The sequence below is a fragment of the Candidatus Bathyarchaeota archaeon genome (assembly GCA_026014465.1).
In the GTDB taxonomy this organism is placed as follows: Archaea; Thermoproteota; Bathyarchaeia; order Bathyarchaeales; family Bathycorpusculaceae; genus JADGNF01.
Window position 1 is genome coordinate 1,141,384 of sequence record JAOZID010000010.1, and the last position, 16,242, is coordinate 1,157,625.

The 16,242-nt window shown below is 47.2% G+C and carries 16 protein-coding genes and 1 tRNA gene; 11 read left to right on the forward strand and 6 right to left on the reverse strand.

Going from position 1 to position 16,242, the window contains the following annotated elements; all coding sequences use genetic code 11:
- Positions 1–8: 8 nt before the first annotated feature.
- Entirely contained in the window at positions 9–1,259 is a 1,251-nt protein-coding gene (locus tag NWF04_08005) for a glycosyltransferase family 4 protein (protein ID MCW4006516.1), read from the reverse strand.
- A 130-nt stretch (positions 1,260–1,389) separates the two neighbouring features.
- On the opposite strand from NWF04_08005, the gene NWF04_08010 reads away from it, so the two are divergent.
- The 4 genes from NWF04_08010 (at position 1,390) to NWF04_08025 (ending at position 3,828) form a co-directional block, all read left to right on the forward strand.
- The gene (locus NWF04_08010; GenBank protein ID MCW4006517.1) at positions 1,390–1,950 is read left to right on the forward strand and encodes a DUF5752 family protein; all 561 of its coding nucleotides are present in this window, start codon (positions 1,390–1,392) and stop codon (positions 1,948–1,950) included.
- 109 nt (positions 1,951–2,059) lie between these two features.
- Positions 2,060–2,563: a ribbon-helix-helix domain-containing protein gene (locus NWF04_08015; GenBank protein MCW4006518.1), complete on the forward strand. Its 504-nt coding sequence runs from the start codon at positions 2,060–2,062 to the stop codon at positions 2,561–2,563.
- Between the two features lie 46 nt (positions 2,564–2,609).
- Positions 2,610–2,688 (forward strand) — tRNA-Arg (locus tag NWF04_08020).
- Positions 2,689–2,772: 84 nt separating this feature from the next.
- The gene (locus NWF04_08025) at positions 2,773–3,828 is read left to right on the forward strand and encodes an acyltransferase (protein MCW4006519.1); all 1,056 of its coding nucleotides are present in this window, start codon (positions 2,773–2,775) and stop codon (positions 3,826–3,828) included.
- 271 nt (positions 3,829–4,099) lie between these two features.
- On the opposite strand, the gene NWF04_08030 is transcribed toward NWF04_08025, so the two are convergent.
- On the reverse strand, positions 4,100–6,811 hold the full coding sequence (locus NWF04_08030) for a hypothetical protein (protein MCW4006520.1): 2,712 nt from the start codon (positions 6,809–6,811) through the stop codon (positions 4,100–4,102).
- A gap of 309 nt (positions 6,812–7,120) precedes the next feature.
- Here NWF04_08030 and NWF04_08035 point away from each other — a divergent pair, with 309 nt between their 5' ends.
- On the forward strand, positions 7,121–7,813 hold the full coding sequence (locus NWF04_08035) for a diphthine--ammonia ligase (GenBank protein MCW4006521.1): 693 nt from the start codon (positions 7,121–7,123) through the stop codon (positions 7,811–7,813).
- Here NWF04_08035 and NWF04_08040 read toward each other — a convergent pair.
- Positions 7,810–8,859, reverse strand: a complete 1,050-nt coding sequence (locus tag NWF04_08040; GenBank protein MCW4006522.1) for a phosphate uptake regulator PhoU — start codon at positions 8,857–8,859, stop codon at positions 7,810–7,812. The genes NWF04_08035 and NWF04_08040 overlap by 4 nt on opposite strands.
- A 146-nt stretch (positions 8,860–9,005) precedes the next feature.
- On the opposite strand from NWF04_08040, the gene pstS reads away from it, so the two are divergent.
- The 5 genes from pstS (at position 9,006) to phoU (ending at position 13,488) form a co-directional block, all read left to right on the forward strand.
- Positions 9,006–10,172 (forward strand): phosphate ABC transporter substrate-binding protein PstS, encoded by a 1,167-nt coding sequence (gene pstS / locus NWF04_08045; GenBank protein MCW4006523.1) that lies wholly within the window; start codon positions 9,006–9,008, stop codon positions 10,170–10,172.
- 73 nt (positions 10,173–10,245) lie between these two features.
- The gene (gene pstC / locus NWF04_08050; GenBank protein ID MCW4006524.1) at positions 10,246–11,190 is read left to right on the forward strand and encodes a phosphate ABC transporter permease subunit PstC; all 945 of its coding nucleotides are present in this window, start codon (positions 10,246–10,248) and stop codon (positions 11,188–11,190) included.
- Entirely contained in the window at positions 11,187–12,074 is an 888-nt protein-coding gene (gene pstA, locus NWF04_08055; GenBank protein ID MCW4006525.1) for a phosphate ABC transporter permease PstA, read from the forward strand. Before pstC ends, pstA begins: the two co-directional genes overlap by 4 nt.
- Complete coding sequence (pstB, locus tag NWF04_08060) at positions 12,071–12,835, forward strand: phosphate ABC transporter ATP-binding protein PstB (GenBank protein ID MCW4006526.1); 765 nt, start codon at positions 12,071–12,073, stop codon at positions 12,833–12,835. Before pstA ends, pstB begins: the two co-directional genes overlap by 4 nt.
- An 8-nt stretch (positions 12,836–12,843) precedes the next feature.
- Positions 12,844–13,488, forward strand: coding sequence for a phosphate signaling complex protein PhoU (gene phoU / locus NWF04_08065; protein ID MCW4006527.1), 645 nt, complete (start codon positions 12,844–12,846; stop codon positions 13,486–13,488).
- An 86-nt stretch (positions 13,489–13,574) separates the two neighbouring features.
- On the opposite strand, the gene NWF04_08070 is transcribed toward phoU, so the two are convergent.
- From NWF04_08070 to NWF04_08080, 3 genes are all read right to left on the reverse strand, one after another.
- Complete coding sequence (locus NWF04_08070) at positions 13,575–14,459, reverse strand: hypothetical protein (GenBank protein MCW4006528.1); 885 nt, start codon at positions 14,457–14,459, stop codon at positions 13,575–13,577.
- A gap of 74 nt (positions 14,460–14,533) precedes the next feature.
- On the reverse strand, positions 14,534–15,004 hold the full coding sequence (locus NWF04_08075; GenBank protein MCW4006529.1) for a hypothetical protein: 471 nt from the start codon (positions 15,002–15,004) through the stop codon (positions 14,534–14,536).
- Between the two features lie 123 nt (positions 15,005–15,127).
- Positions 15,128–15,601 carry a hypothetical protein gene (locus NWF04_08080; GenBank protein ID MCW4006530.1) on the reverse strand — a complete coding sequence of 158 codons (474 nt, stop codon included), beginning with the start codon at positions 15,599–15,601 and terminating at the stop codon, positions 15,128–15,130.
- A gap of 134 nt (positions 15,602–15,735) precedes the next feature.
- On the opposite strand from NWF04_08080, the gene NWF04_08085 reads away from it, so the two are divergent.
- Complete coding sequence (locus tag NWF04_08085) at positions 15,736–16,188, forward strand: ferritin-like domain-containing protein (protein MCW4006531.1); 453 nt, start codon at positions 15,736–15,738, stop codon at positions 16,186–16,188.
- The last annotated feature ends 54 nt before the right edge of the window (positions 16,189–16,242 follow it).

The following is a 16,242-nucleotide window of genomic DNA, read 5'->3' on the forward strand; positions in this document are numbered from 1 at the left end:
ACCGTGGGTTAGCGTCTTTGGATGCCTTCGTAGATTTCAAGGGTTCTTTTGCTGATTTTGTCCCAAGTGAATTCTTCAAGGACCCGTTTTCGCGCATTTTTGCCTAGCCAGAGGCGTTTCTCAGGGCTCTCTAGCGCACTCATGATTCCCCAAGCAATATCAGAAGGGTTGTTTGGGTCTATGTGAAAGCCACATTGTTCATCGCCGCAGCAAATAACTATCTCGCGCATGCCGCTAACGCCTGCTGCGCCTACAACTACGGGTTTTTCCATAGCCATGGCTTCTAAGGTTACGATGCCAAAGGGTTCATAAAAGCTTGGGAACGCGGCTACGTCGCAGGCTGCGTAGTGGATTATGCGTTCTTCTTCTGATATGAAGTCGAAGCGGAACTTGACGTATTTGTCCATTTTTATGGCGCGTGTCAAGTTTGAAAGGTACTCTTGCAGGTCGCCTACGCCTACGATGACCAGCTTGGCGTTGGGGTATTTTACCAGTATGTGGGGCATGGACAAGATGAGTTTGTCAACACCTTTAACCCCAACGAGCCTACCTACGAAAAGAATCATCAAATCATCCTCTGTTAAGCCGTAGAATTCGCGTATTTTGCGGGTTTGTTCTTTGGTTACGGTTTTGGGGTCATATTTTTGGGGGTCTACGCCGTTGTAGGCGACTTGGATTTTTTCTTTGGGAAAACCAAGATGCACCAGCTCATCTTTCATGGCGTGAGAAACCGTCACTATGACATCAGCCATTTTGCCACCGCGAAGTTCAATATTGCTCACTACGCTGCTGCCAGTTCCCATCGTACGCCCATACTCGGTAGAGTGCACGTGAAAAGCCAAAGGCAACCCTGCCTCCTTCTTAACCGTGATACCCCCCATAACCGAGAGCCAATCGTGGGCAACAACCAAATCATACGTTATGGAGTCGCGTTTGATGAGTTCATTAACCAGTTTTGCCGCCGTCAAATAATTGTAAACTAGCAGTTTGCTAAAGAAATGTATACCTCGTCCCCATTTGCGTATGTCTTCGGCTATGACATCAGGCAGCGAATCAGAAACGTCAAGGTGCAAGGGGCGGTAGATTTCTATGCCGCGCCAGATTTCGCGGGTGGGCAGCGTGCCCTCATCATCGTTCATGGTAAACACTGCCACGTCATGGTCTAAGAGAACAAATTTACGGGTAATTTCAGAAGCATAAGTACCCAAGCCCCCAACGATTTTTGGAGGATATTCATAAACAAGAACAGAAATTTTCATCCGTGGCTTCCACCGTTTCCAAAGACAAATGCCACTTGGTGCATACTAATACTTTGCTTATTTCAAAGCAGTAACTTCCCAGAAAGTTTGATTAGCCCCCATGCGCACTGTATTGGTGGGAGTGCGTCAGATGGATTTGTCACCAGCCAAATATGAAGTACTAGAAGAGATGCTACTATGCGATAGGCCCGTTAAACCGACCCCGTTCGCCAAGGATATCAAAAGAGAGTTTCCCGCGACTATGATGCATATTATCGGGTTAATCCGCAAAGGCTATGTGACTTCGCCTGAAAAAGGCTACTACCAAATTACAGAGGCAGGCAAAAAAGCCCTTGGAGTAACTGTCGTGGATAAACAAGCCGCCAAAGCCATGCTTACAAGCTTGCCCCCAGAAAAAGCGTTCCATTTCTACGAAAAAATCGCAACGCCCCTTGACCTGCACGCACGCAGCCTCAAAGACTTCTCAGAGAAAATCACGCAGCTAAGCCCCGAAGCCATAGACTTCCACGTAAAACGAGAAGACTTCCAAGCATGGCTCAACGACATAGGCGACTGTGAACTCTCAGCAAAAATAGAACTTCTAAAAAACAGAAAACTACCCCCTACAGAACAAAAAAACAAGCTCGTAGAAACCATCCAAAACCACTACAACAACCTAACCACAACAGCAACACAAACCCAACCCACATAAAATAAACAGTACCAAAAAAGTTTCTAAACAAAAAAAAACAGCCATAGCGAAGCCAAGGTAGGGAAGCCATAAAAAAGTAAAGTGCAAAGTATCAGGGTAGGTGCCGGGGTTGAGTGAAGTTAAAGTGGTTTCTGCAAAGGTTCCACAGGAGCTGTATAGTGAGTTGGTTTTGCGTGTTCCTGAAGGGGAGCGTAGCGATTTTATCAGGGAAGCCATACTTGAGAAGCTGCAAAAGACGCCTAGGGCGGATAAGTTGTTGCAGTTGGAGGGACGTATGAGCAAAATTGAAAGCGAGTTGGCGCAGGTGCGCAAATACTTGGCGGATTTGGAGTTGCTCACGTATGGACAGCAGAAAACAAATCCGCATAGTTTTTGCATAGACGAGTTAGACCACAAAATCGTCGATTACCTACTGCACTACAAAGGCGCAACCACCCCTGAACTTGCGCAGTACCTCAACGTCAACCGCTGGCTTGTTCTTGGCAGGCTGCGCAAAATCCAAAAAAACAGCAAAAAACAACACGGCAAACCCATCATCGACTACTACGCAGGCGAAAAATCAGGAAAAAAGAAAGCCTGGTGGATAAACGAAGACCTCACCCAAGACGAGTAGCGATTAACTTAAGTCCAAGACCCCACACCTCTTGAAGCACACAAACGGGTCCGTAGCCTAGCACGGATTAAGGCGTCGGCCTCCGGAGCCGAAGACCCTGGGTTCAAATCCCAGCGGACCCGCCACCGCCATGCAAACAAACATTTTTTGTGTTTCAAGCTAGTTTTATTAGCGTAAAGTGCGGTTAGGGTGTTGAGGTGGGTGAGCTGGTGCAGGATAGAGGTTTTTCTGTTCCAGTGGATTTGGTTCGTGCAGTGGCTATTGTAGCGGTTATTGTGCTTCACGCAACAAACGATGCGACTTCGTTTGATCCGCAGGCGCCGTTTGAGGTTTGGCGTTGGTGGATGGTTGATGTTTATCAGTCTATGTCGCGGGTTGGGGTGCCGTTGTTTGCGATGCTAAGCGGCGTGCTTTTGCTTTCTCCAGGCAAAGAGGAGGAACCGCTAAGTGTGTTTTTCAGGAAACGTTGGGCACGTATCGGTTTGCCGTTTCTGTTTTGGGGAGCAATTTATTTTGCTTGGGATTTTTTTTCTAGCCCTGCAACGTTTACGCCAGGCTTTGTAATACAGGGTGTGCTTTCAGGTCCGTACTTTCACTTCTGGTACCTGTACATGCTAATTGGGCTCTACCTTGCCACGCCGCTTCTGCGCATACTAATAGCCCACGCAAGCCGCAAATTAATCAAGTACCTCTTGGTGGTGTGGCTTTTAGGAGCTGTTTTTGTCCCGCTTCCAGCGCTTTTTGGACCTTACCATTTAGACGTTAATGTTTTTGTAATTCCTTTGTGGGTGGGCTATTTTGTTTTGGGGCTGTATCTAGCAAAGTTGCAGGTGCGCCGCGCGGTCCTAGGGGTTTTGTTGCTTTTGGGGTTAGCGTTAACAGCTGTTGGCACGTATTTTATGGCGGCAAATTATGGAGGCGCATTAACCTACTTTTTCCAAGACTACTTTAGCCCAACAATGATTCTAGCCTCCGCTGCGCTCTTTTTGCTGCTCAACACAACCCAAAAACGCCCCAGCCAAACACGCCAACCCAAAACTAATTGGCTACTTAGAAAAATCAGCGAAAACACCCTACCCATATACCTGCTACACGTGATAATAATTGAGTCTCTGCAACGTGGCTATTTTGGCTTCACCCTTAGCAGCAACACATTAAACTCCATCATCGAAGTCCCCCTAATCTCCATAGCTACGCTCTTCATCTGCCTCGCCATCATCCTCCCCCTAAAACAAATACCCATCATAAAAAAAATAATCGGATAAACACCAACCAAATAGTTGCCCACTCTACAGCCCCGTTCACATCTGTAATTGAACAAATGAACTCAAGATTATTTACTGGCTGTGTGGTTTTTTCTAAGATGGATGAGGTTTGCTGGGGCTCTGGAACCAAAATAGGGAGAGAGAAAGAATGAACCTATTTAGTACTGTACGAGTACGACCCCAAGAGACCACTCAGCCCTCATTTTCACCTTATTTTTTGTTAGCCATTTTTTTCTAAAAAAGGAAAGGGGGAGTTGTTTTGTGTTTGTGTTTATGCACGTTTGCGTAGGACGAGAACCGCTGCTGCGACTACGATGACTGCGATGGCTATTCCGATGGCGATGTAGGTGGTGGTTGGCATCTCACTGGTTGGTGGAGGAGCAACGGAGGGTGAAGCAGACTGAATTGGTGTGGGGGTTGGCTGTGTTGGTGGTGTGGTCTCTGATGGACCTGGCTGATCTGGAGTTACGGATGCTGCGACGGTGTCACCTACAGTGAAGTAGGTGGTTGCGTATGAGTTGCCGTATGCTGCTGAGCCTTCAAAGGTTGCAGTGACTTTGTAGGTGCCTGGAACTGGTGGAGTCCATGCAAGGGCAAAGCTGCCGCCTATGTCGCTAACTGCGGTTCCGATGTCTTGCAGGTTGTTGTTGGGGTCAATGGCGGTTAGGTGTACGGTGACACCAGTTGCTGTTTGTGGCATGGGTCGTTGCTGGTAGATGTATTCCATCCATGCTTGCTGGTCAGCATCAGATATTGCGGGGGTACCCATTGCGCCTGGGGATTGGTCTGTTACGGTGCCTTCAATTAGGACTGGTGCGCATTGGTCTGCAACTTTGGGTGAGACAGTTACGGTGGTTTCGCTTGGACCTACGCCGAAGCAGTAGATTTGGTTGTCGTTGGAGTCAAGGGTTATTGCGTATCCATCACCGATGGCTAAGCCGTTTGCCCAGCATTGAATCTTCCAAAGCAAAGTACCTTCGTATGCGTCAACACACCATAGGAAAGCGTCGCGTCGCAGAGGCGTGTTTGGTGAGTGCTCAGTAGAGTACAGGTAGATTTTGCCGTCAGCAATTGCTCCAAAGGACAGAGGCGCGTTTCCGCCGTAATAGTTTTCAAAGCCTACGTTGCCGCTTTCCCAGCGCCATAGTTCATGGCCAGTTTGTACGTCAAATGCGATTAGTTCGCCGCCGTAGCCACAGGATAGTAGCATGCCGTCATAGAAGTTGTAGGTCATGCCGTAGAAGTTCCACTGTTCCATTGGCTCTGTTGGGCCCCAGATCTGGTTTCCTGCTAGGTCGTATCCCCACCATTCACGGGTCATGGGTTGTGTGAACACAAATACGCCTTCTTCAGGGTACAGGTATGGTCCACTCATGAGTCCGTAGGGGTATGAGGACAAAACGTTGCCAGCCACCGTATCAGGGTAAACGGTTTCGGGCGGGGTGTAGGTGATGTTCCACAGTAGGGTGCCTTCTTTGCCTTGTTCTAAGCTCAAAGCCCATAGTTGACCTTCTTCGATGTAGGTGCCGTTGTTCTTGCCAGCAGTTCCGCCAATGATGTATTCGCCTTCGCGGACTTCATAGACTCTGCCTGCATCGGTCATGTCTTGGATTTGAACGTCTAGTGAGAAGCCGTTTCTGCCGTCAAATGTCTGATTCAGGTTAGGTCTCCAGAACCAGTAATCGTTGGAGGTGTAGAGTTCTTTGTACCATATGGCGTAGGTGTTGTTCCAAATTTGCAAGTGGTAGTTCGGGTTTGCGTTGCTGCCCAAGTTTACGATGTTATAGTACAAGATGCTGCCGTCAACGCCGTAAACCTGTGTTCCAGTAGCGCCAATTGTAACAGTTCCAGAGCCAGTTGTTACGCGTTGGGTAACGTTTGCTATGCTGCATACGTATGCGCCGCTGAACTGGTCAAACATATCCCATGTACCAGAGTCTTGATAGCCGTTGGTGCTCCAAAGGTATGCAAAGCCTCCGTGCTGGTTAGGCGAGTCATAGTTATAGATTTGACCAAAAGACAATGACTGCCCAGGGATAGAGCCTGTACCAGAGAAGCTGCCTCCTGAAACGACTGGACCAGTGGTGTTGTGGAAGTAGTCGATTGTTCCTGAGCGCAAGTCAACACAGTACCAGCCTTCTCGCGGGTTGGTTTGGTCGTTGAAGTAGAGTTTGCCGTTTAGAATTATGGGGTTAGACCAGTATCGTTCGTAGGATAAGCCTGTGTAGTAGGTGTTGCTGCCAAAACGTGCATCCATGACACCGCCAGAGTAGTAGGGCAAAGTCCAAAGCACATGGGCGCTTTCGGGGGCTGTACCGTAAGCAAAGTTGCTTGTTGAACCACATTTCTGAAGGGATGAGGGACCAAGCCAGCTAGCAGTAACTGCATACCAGTTTCGGTTTGCGCCGTGAACGGGTCGTGTCCAGTAGCCTTCAGGAACAGGGGTTTCTTGGTAGGCATCTATGGGGTCAGCTTGGACGTCAAGGTAAACAGGGTCGCTTGCGCTGCCTAAGTAGTGGTCACCAACTGTGGCTGCTCCGCGGATGGTATCAATTGTCTGACCTGGAGGCACGGGTAAACCGTCAATAACTTGCCCTGGCCAGCTAAAGACGAACTTGTAGGTGCCTGTCAGCGTTGGCGTGTACGAGGTAAAAGCTGAACCGACAGGGTCAGAATTAAATGGCCCCAAAGTTTCTGTTGACCCATCAGGCTTCGTGACTGTGATTTCAAAGTCGTGCCAACGGTCACCATATTGGCCGTTAGCAGTAGGTGGATAGTTGTTTAGCCACATAACAATGACCACAGACTGGTCTACTCCTACAAGGTTTGGCGTAACACTCATGTATGCCCATGTAGGAACCTCCCATGCAGGGTCATGTGCAGAAGCGATGGGCGTTGAAGCAACTGTCGCAAGGACAAATAAAAACAAAATTGCCGTCGCTGTTGCCTTAGTCTCACTTCTTATCATATTCAAAATGGTCATTTTCTCCTATTTGGTAGTTCTATATATTCGGGAAACGTTCAGCTATCTCTTAAACATTTGAATATAACCTTTTGCTCTAAATAAACACCCAAAAAACTGACAAAGTGAAACAAATACGCGCATCCAACCAGACTTTTAAAGACTAAAACCGCAGATAATACAGAAAATTAACCTAACAAACAAGAAAATCGCAAATATTCATCAACAAAACCGCGGAATGCGTCAAAAAAACCAAATATAAAGCGCAAAAACCAAGATTTGAAGCCTGAAAGGGTTTATGTGCTGCCCCACTTTAGGGTATGAGAGAAGATGACGAATTTGTCTGAAAACATTGTTGTTTCGTGGAGTGGAGGAAAAGATAGTGCCATGGCGCTTTATGAGGTTTTGAAGGATTCAGGCATCAGGGTTTTGGCGTTGTTGGGGACGTTTAGGCAAGATGATGACCGCATAAATATTCATGGTGTGCGGCGCGTGTTGGTTGAGCAGCAGGCGAAGGCGTTGGGGTTGCCGTTGGAGAAGATGCTTGTTAGGAAGGGCGCGTCGGATAGGGAGTACGAAAAAGAGCTGCTTGGGATTTTGCAAAAATACAAGGCGCAAAGCGTTGACAAGGTTTTGTTTGGAGATATTTTCCTAGAGGATATACGCAGGTTTCGTGAGGAGTCTTTGCACAAGGTTGGGATGCAGGGGGTTTTTCCGTTGTGGAAAAAAGATACAGGCGAGCTTGCGCGGGCGTTTATTGAGGCGGGGTTTAAGGCGGTGGTTACGGCTGTGGATTCAAATGTTTTGGGTGAGGAGTTTGTGGGTAAGGATTTTGATGAAGAGTTTTTGGAGGCGTTGCCTTTTGGTGTTGACCCCTGTGGCGAGAACGGCGAGTTCCACTCGTTTGTCTACGATGGACCCATATTCAAAAAGGCAGTTGAGTTCACTTTAGCCGAGAGGGTTTTGAGGGATAACCGTTTTTGGAACTGCGACCTAATGCCGTTGGATAACCAGGGGGTTTAGCCCAGCACGGATTCCACGTTTAAGTTGAGCACAACCTCAGAGATGTCGCTGGCGTACTCGGCGGTTCTGCGCACGCTCTCAATAATCAAACGCAAATTAGCGATTTCTTCAATTTCGACGTTTTGGAAGGAAAGCACTGCAGCTTTCTCTAGTTTATGCACTTCTTTTGTCTTTTCTATCACGGATTCAGCTAATTTGTAATCTCGTTTAAACAGAGCCATCATCGTGTTCTCAAACATGGCAACCGCCAAGTTGCTCATCTGAACAATTTTTTCTAAAAGCTCTATGCTTACGGGGTCTTTTAGAAGCAGCACGTTTTCAGCTATTTTTGTTGCGTGGTCAGCGGTTCGTTCAACAGATTTGGCTATGAGCCTATAGCCTAGGCAGTCGCGGGGGTTGTTTAAGCCTATTTCTTTGACTACGCGTGAGTTCAAGACCGCCAGTTTGAGCAGCCGCACTATGTAGAGGCTAAAGCGGTTGACTTCACGGTCAGTTTCGATTACGGCTTTAGCTGCGGCGTAGTCTAGGTTTTTGAGGGATAAGATGGCTTCGCGGTGCATGGAAGCGGCGATTATGGACATGCGGCTTAGGGCGCTTGTGACGGTGAGGTCAGGATAATTAAGCAGCACCTGCAAAGTCAAATCAGTAGGTGTATCAGTTACGATTTCAGTGCCCACCAAATAGTGCCTAGCAAAGGTTTTGAGGTGGTTGCGCAGTTTTGAAGATAAAGGCTGTTTATTTTGGGATTTTATATGAAGTATGTTGTAGCCAACTAGGTAAGCAGATATGGCTTCTCGTATTATTCCGTCCGAGTTGTCGTTTTGAGAAGCACGTATGAAAGCTTCGTCTTGCTTTTCGTATTTCTCAAATTTTGAAGGCAATATGGAAAGGGAGCCGTCGTCTTCTTCACGAAGAGCCATGGCGCTGCCTTTTTTAAGCTGGTTTCGGGTGACCCAGTCTTTGGGCAGGGACAAAATAAAGGTGGAGCCGCCTGTTACTTGCAGTTTCCGTTGCTCAACATTCAGGCTTTCGGCTATTTTTGTCAAAGTGACCGCCGTTTATGGTTTTTATATTGAGACTAATTATAAGGACATATACATACCATTTCTATATATACTATGAACTCTATGGAGAGCATCTATATAAAATCCACGCGGCACACTCTTTTTTGGAAAAAAGAGGAGATCAGAAAATGAAAACTTCGTATATGATAGGTATCGCAATAGTCGCAATAGCCATAATCGCAGGAAGCATAGTAGCATACACGTATATGGCTGCACCCGCAGATGAACCCTCACCAAGCGCAACCACATCACCAAGCGCTACTCCCACAGCAACGCCCCCCGCAAGTACAATTTCATTGAGCGGACAAGGAGCTTCATTCCCGTATCCATTGCTCAGCACCATGATAACTGAGTATACAGAAAGCGTTGCACCCAACACTATGATTAACTACCAACCCGTTGGAAGCGGCGGTGGTATCTCTGCGCTCATCGCAAAAACTTCAGACTTTGCAGGTTCAGACGCGCCTCTAAAAGCCTCTGAAGCAGAACAAGCACCAAACGCACTTCACATACCCGAAACCATCGGAGCAGTAACAGTAGCATACAACCTACCAGACATACCAGCAGGAGTACACCTAACAGGAGAAATAGTTGCTGACATCTTTGCAGGCACCATAACCATGTGGAACGACCCCGCCATACAAGACATCAACGCAGGCACCACATTGCCAGAACACGAAATTCTTGTTGTCCACAGAGCAGACAGTTCAGGAACAACTTTCATCTTCACTGGTTACCTAACTGCAATGAGCACATCATGGGCAGATGACCTTGGACAAGGCAAAACTGTTGCATGGCCAGTAGGTGTTGGTGCAAAAGGCAACTCAGGAGTAGCAGCTGTCATAATAGGTCAACCATACGCTATTGGTTATGTTGAGTTGGCATATGCTTTGGAGAACGACATGACTGTTGCAGCCATCCAAAATCCATCAGGCAACTGGGTAGTACCATCACTTGATTCAACATCACAAGCAGCCGCCGCAGCAGCATCAGCAGGTCTACCTGCAGGCGCAGACTCATGGAGCAACGTAGACATCCTTAACGCTCCTGGAAATGATGCATACCCCATAGTTAGCTTTAGCTACTTGATAGTCTACCAAGAACTTAACGTAGTCGAAGGCATGACTCAGGAAAAAGCAGAAACACTAGTCGACTTCCTGTGGTATGTGGTACATGACGGTCAAGACTTCGCAGCAGGCCTTGAATACGCACCGATTCCAGACAACGTGGTTCAACTAAACGAAGCCACACTACAGTCAATAACCTTCAACGGCCACACCGTATACACAAGCTAAATGCACACAAAAACCATCTCCAACCACCAAATTTTTTTATTATAACAGCAAATATTCAGCGAGCAGATAGCGAATGAGCAGCAAAATTAAAGGGGACACGGTATTTAAGGGGCTAACTGCGGTAGGTGCCGCATCTGCATTTGTCATCCTTATTGCCACGGCGGGAGTTTTGTTAGCAGGCTCAACCGATGCGCTTGGAAGATTTGGATTAGATTTTCTGGTTGGAACCAAATGGGTTGAAGGCGGAGTAAACCAGGTATTTGGAGTTTTACCATACATACTAGGAACCTTGGTGACTTCGGGTATTGCTTTGCTTATCGGCGTGCCCTTGAGTTTGGGCATAGCAATTTTCTTAGTAGAATTTTCACCTAAAACGCTGCGGGTACCCCTCGCGTACTTAGTCGAGTTGCTGGCGGCGGTGCCAAGCGTAATTTACGGTTTATGGGGCATCTTTGTTTTACGTTTCTGGATACGCGACCTTATCGAGGTTCCCTTGCACAACAGTTTGGGGTGGATTCCCATATTTAGCGGAACACCTTTTGGGTTGGATGTTTTAACGGGGGGCGTTATCTTGGCTATTATGATTATTCCGACCATTGCGTCGGTTTCAAGAGAAGTCATCAGTGCTGTTCCCAACTCTATTCGGGAGGGAGGCTACAGCATCGGCGCAACTAAATGGGAAGTTATCAAGAAATGGGTTCTAAGTTATGGGCGCTCAGGTATTTTTGGAGCTATAATTTTGGGGTTAGGCAGAGCTGTGGGCGAGACCATGGCGGTTACGATGGTTATTGGCAACACGATTGGACCCGCAGCCATTCCCACGTCATTGTTTAAGCCTAGCCAGACGCTGGCGTCTTTGATAGCAAACAACTTCTTGGAAACCGTAACGGGTTCAATGCAGCAGTCAGCATATATGGGTGCAGGCTTGGTTCTGCTGCTAATTAGCGTAGTCATAAACATAGCAGCTTACCTGATGGTTACAAAAGTGTTGAAGGTCAAGGGAGGCGCAGTAGAATGATAAGCGAAAAACTAAACAGCTACGGCTTTAGGAAATTCAAAAACAAGCTGTTCTTTGTGCTGTGCCTATTCTGCGTCATAGTCGCTGTCTTTCCGCTGCTAAGCATCCTCTACGAAGTCATAATACGAGGAGCGCCTCAGCTAAGCATAGACTTTCTAATACAAGAACCAGGACAATACGGAACAGGAGAAGGCGGCATTGGACCAGCCATACAAGGAAGCCTAATCCTAATTGGATTAACCAGCGCAATAGGCATTCCAGTTGGGATTCTTTCAGGAATATACCTCGCAGAGTTTGGAACCAACAAATACGCAGAGTTGATGCGAAACATAAACAACATGCTCACGCAGTTTCCCTCCATAGTTGTGGGTATAGCAGTGTTTGGCGCGTTTGCGTTTATTCTTTTGAATCCAAGGTCGGCTCTAGCAGGGGCGGCGGCGCTTGGGTTCATTTTGGTTCCTGTCGTTGCGCGAACCACTGAAGAATCATTAAAGCTTGTCCCCAACTCGGTCAGGGAAGCCTCGCTAGCGCTTGGGGTGCGTAGGTGGCGAACAATTCTTAGCGTAGTTTTGCCCACCGCAAAGGGAGGCGTCATTACAGGTGCTTTGTTGGCGGTAGCACGTGTGGCAGGAGAAACCGCGCCGCTCATCATGACGATTATAGGCAGCAATTATTTCTTCCAAGGTTTTGGCGCTCAGATGGATGCGTTGCCGCTAAGGATTTATTTGAATGCCATTCAGGCGTCTCCAGTTGAGCAGGCGCATGGTTGGGGAGCAGCGCTGGTTTTGATTTTGATGGTTCTCACGTTAAACATCGGCGTCAGATTGATAGCTAACAGAGAAAAATTGAAGGGAATAAAAATCAGAAGAGGCAACACAAAATGAGTAGCAGCAACAAAATGGAAAGCGTAGAGCTAAACGCATGGTTTGGCCCCAAACACGCATTAAAAAACATCAACATGGTCATAAAACCAAACGCGGTAACCGCGATTATTGGACCATCAGGATGTGGCAAATCCACGTTTATCCGAACGCTAAACCGCATGCACGAGTTAACTCCCAACGCCAAAATGACAGGGCAAATACTGCTGGACGGCAAAGACATCTACGGCTCAGACGTTGACCCCGTGCGAATCCGCCGCAGAGTAGGCATGGTTTTCCAAAAACCTAACCCGTTCCCCACCATGAGCATCTATGATAACGTGGCTGCTGGTTTGAAGTTGACAGGTGAGAAGAAGGGGAAGGATTTGGATGGTGTTGTCAAGCGTAGTTTGGAGCAGGCGTCGCTTTGGGATGAAGTGAAAGATGACTTGAAAAAGCCTGGGACTAGCTTGTCAGGTGGTCAGCAGCAGCGGTTGTGCATTGCAAGGGCAGTTGCCTTAAAACCTGAAGTCATCTTGATGGACGAACCCTGCAGCGCTTTGGACCCCATTGCCACATCAAAAATCGAAGAACTAATCGTGGAACTAAAGAAAGACTACACTGTGGCTATTGTAACCCACAGCATGCAACAAGCCGCAAGAGTCTCCGACTACACAGCATTCATGTACCTGGGCGTACTTGTAGAATACGGCGAAACCGACGGCGTTTTTGAGAATCCCAAAAATGAATTGACAGAAAAATACATAACAGGCAAATTCGGATAAGTGATAGTATGCACAGACTTTTAGATCATGGATTAGAAGAATTAACGGCTACAATTTTCAAGATGGGCGAAGTTGCAGAGAAAGCGTTGGCGATAGCGATTAGGAACTGCATTGAAGGAAAAAAAACAGCCGATGAAGTTAAGGAATTATCTGAAATCTTGGTTACCATGACAGTGGAAGTTGAAGAGAAAGCATTTGGGTTAGTAGCTAAGTATCAGCCTGTTGCATCAGATTTGCGTATAATAAACTCTTACATTAGGGTCGCGTACGATTTTGAACGGTATGGGCGTTATGCTTGGGATATAGCGTTTGTGGGTAAACGTTTAGGCGGGCTTGACAAGTGTGAAGTGTGGATGCTTGAGTACGTCAGAGAAATGGGCGACAAAGTCCTGTCCATGACACACCGAAGCGTAGAAGCATTAAAAGGACATGACACAGAACTCGCCAAATCCATCTCCAAAACCGAACCAGAAGTTGACGAACTCTACCTAAAATATTTTGACAAACTAGTACGAGAAGCACACGTAACCAACCAATGCACCATATCAAGCGTCCTCACCGTCAGGTACCTAGAACGCATAGCCGACCACGCCACATACGTCGCAGAATCCATCGTCTACATAACCACAGGACAAAAACTAACCCTACGATAACTCAGCAGCAAGCCGCAAAAAACCGCGGCGCACCCGGCTCTTTCAACAAACAATTTCTAAGCAAACTAACAAAAAGCTCTAGTTAGTTAAGCAGAGGGGTTTTTTGGTGGTTCTGTTGGGGTTATGAGGTTTTGTGGTGTTTTGAGGCGCAGCAGGCTTAGGCCTAGTCCTAGGAAGGGGATTGTCCAGATGTCCATGGTCATGGCGGAGTCCAAGTTGCCACTTACAAAAGAGTACGCTATGTACACTACGTAGTTTATGCCTATCATGGTTGTGGAGAGGGCGAACCATTGTATGCTGTTGCCTTTGTTTTTTGAGAGCAGGTGGGCGCCTGCAGCTGCGAAGACAACGGCGATGGACATGGCGGTTAGGGAGGCTAAAAATCCCCATGACGCGGAGCCGCGAAGTAGGAAGCTGTTGCCAATTACTTCTATCATGTCAAACCAGCGAAACACGATGTTAAACCACAGGGCGGTTACGTAGCCTACGATGGCGATGCCTACCCATTTGAGTACGCCAAGGCTGTTGTGGTTAAAATCGCGAACTTTAAAGCTTAAAAGCAGCAGAACTGAGCCTCCTGAAACTGCCATAAGCAGGTATGCTATGCCCAAAAAATTCAAGCCCACGCCCAGCCACCAAAGACCCGAAGGAAACAGCAAAACAAAGTAGGTGCCCTCCAAAAACAAGGCGGCTTCCACTAAATGTTCAAGTCGGCTATGGGAAAAAGAGGCTTCGTTGCCGCCCCAAACCATGAAAACACAAATCAAACTCAGGATTACCCCAAAAAACCGCGCGAACAAACCCACAAATGAGGACATGAACATGCCCAAGTTGCCAGTGTAGAAGTCAGGTCTGCCAAAGACGACGTTGAAGAGGTGTTCAAGGTTTGAGGGGAAAGTGAAGACAGCCCAGACCAGTAAAGAGCAAAAGCTAGCGAACACCCAGATTTTCACGCCGTTTCCAAGCTGCACTCCTAAACCGCCTCAACAGAGCAGATATTCATTCAACAGGCAAGAGGATGCTAAAAATGTTAACGCAAAACAGGTTACTTGTTGTTGGGTGCGTAGCGGTCGCAGTAGGCTTCGTGAGAGGGAAAAACAGAGCTTACTCGTTGGGCGCGTTTTTTTGCGTTTATGCGGTCAGCTAAGAGCACGACGTCGTGTATGGTGCTAAATTTTTCTTCTTCGTTGGTTTCTTCGCGTTTTCGCTTGATTTTGATGCAGTCATCCACCATGCAGGACAGCACGCATGCGCCGCAGTGAACGCATAAATCCTCGGTTATGCCAACGCCATCAGTTGTCCAGTACAACGCGTTAGTAGGACACGCTTTTATGCACAGCTTACACTGAACGCCTACGCACGTGTACTTGTTGATACTTATGCTGCCCTCAGGAAAAAGATCCTCAACCTTAGTAGAAGCCAACAGCTCCTTGCGCTGCGACTTCAAAGACTCCTTCTTTTTCTCCTTGGCTTTTTCCTCGCTATCAGAAAGCATATCAAATATATCTACAGCCATGAAATCAACTTGGACAAAGCGTTCAGTTTCGAATCTATACCCCTTAACCAACCGCGGCTGATTATAATTACTTATCCCATCCAAAAACGCAAAAGCAACAAAGAAAACAAACAAAAAGAGGGTTTAAGGGTTGTTTCTTCGGCGGCGCATAATCAGTATAGCCACAATGCACAGGGCAACTACGATTACTACGATGATGACAGTGATTTCTAGGAGTAGTTCGTTGGAGACGTCGACGAAGTTGCGTGAGAGCGTGTCGGTTGCTTGGTTGTCTGCGTTGTCGTAGGCTACGGCTTTGATGATGTGTTCTCCAAAGGAGTAATCAAACGTGTCAAATGACCACCAGAAAGGCGCAGAGTCAGCAGTAAACTGCAACTCATCATCTAAGTAAAACTCAACCGTGACTACGTCGTCGGAGACTTCGGTTCGTGCAGTTAAAAGCCCGCTGATGTCGCCTCCAAACCCGTAGCCGTTATCGCGGCGAAGACTCAAACTAACAGTAGGGTCTGCGTTAACCTGCACAATCAAACCAGTAGAAACACACAAAACAAACAGGACCAAAAACCCACAAACAACACTTCTAAACCTTTTCTGCATTTCCAATCCTCCACACACGGTTACCGATTATCTGTAAAAATGACCTATTAAACATACCCACCCCTAAACCAGCCGGGTTTCGGTACGCTTTAATATAGAGGCTGAGAAGGTTATGGTGTAATTGATGTGGTTCTATGGCGTCTAAAAGTTTGGTTGAATTGTTAAATGATGCGTTAGCGCGTGAACTTCAAGTTTCGATTCAGTACATGTGGCAGTATGTGCAGGTAACTGGCGTGGAAGGTGCTGTGGTTAAGGGTATTTTTAGGGAAACGGCGTTTGCTGAGATGCGACATGCAGAAAAAATTGCGCAGCGCCTAGACTTTTTAGACAGCGTCCCCACAACAGAGCCCCAACCCGTTTTCGTCGGCGGCAGCCTACTTGAAATGCTAAGCCAAGACCAACACGACGAAGAAACAGCCATAGAAACCTACAAACGCGGCATAAACCTCGCCCGAAAAGAAGGCGACTACGCAACCGCCCACCTACTCGAAGAAATCCTAAGCGAAGAAGAAAAACACATAGACACCTTTGGAAAACTCTTAGTAGGCAAAACCGACCCCTTCACACAACCAGACAACCCAACATAACCTCTCCCCTTACAAGACGCAAAAAGACAAAACACGACTTTCTAAGACATTTTA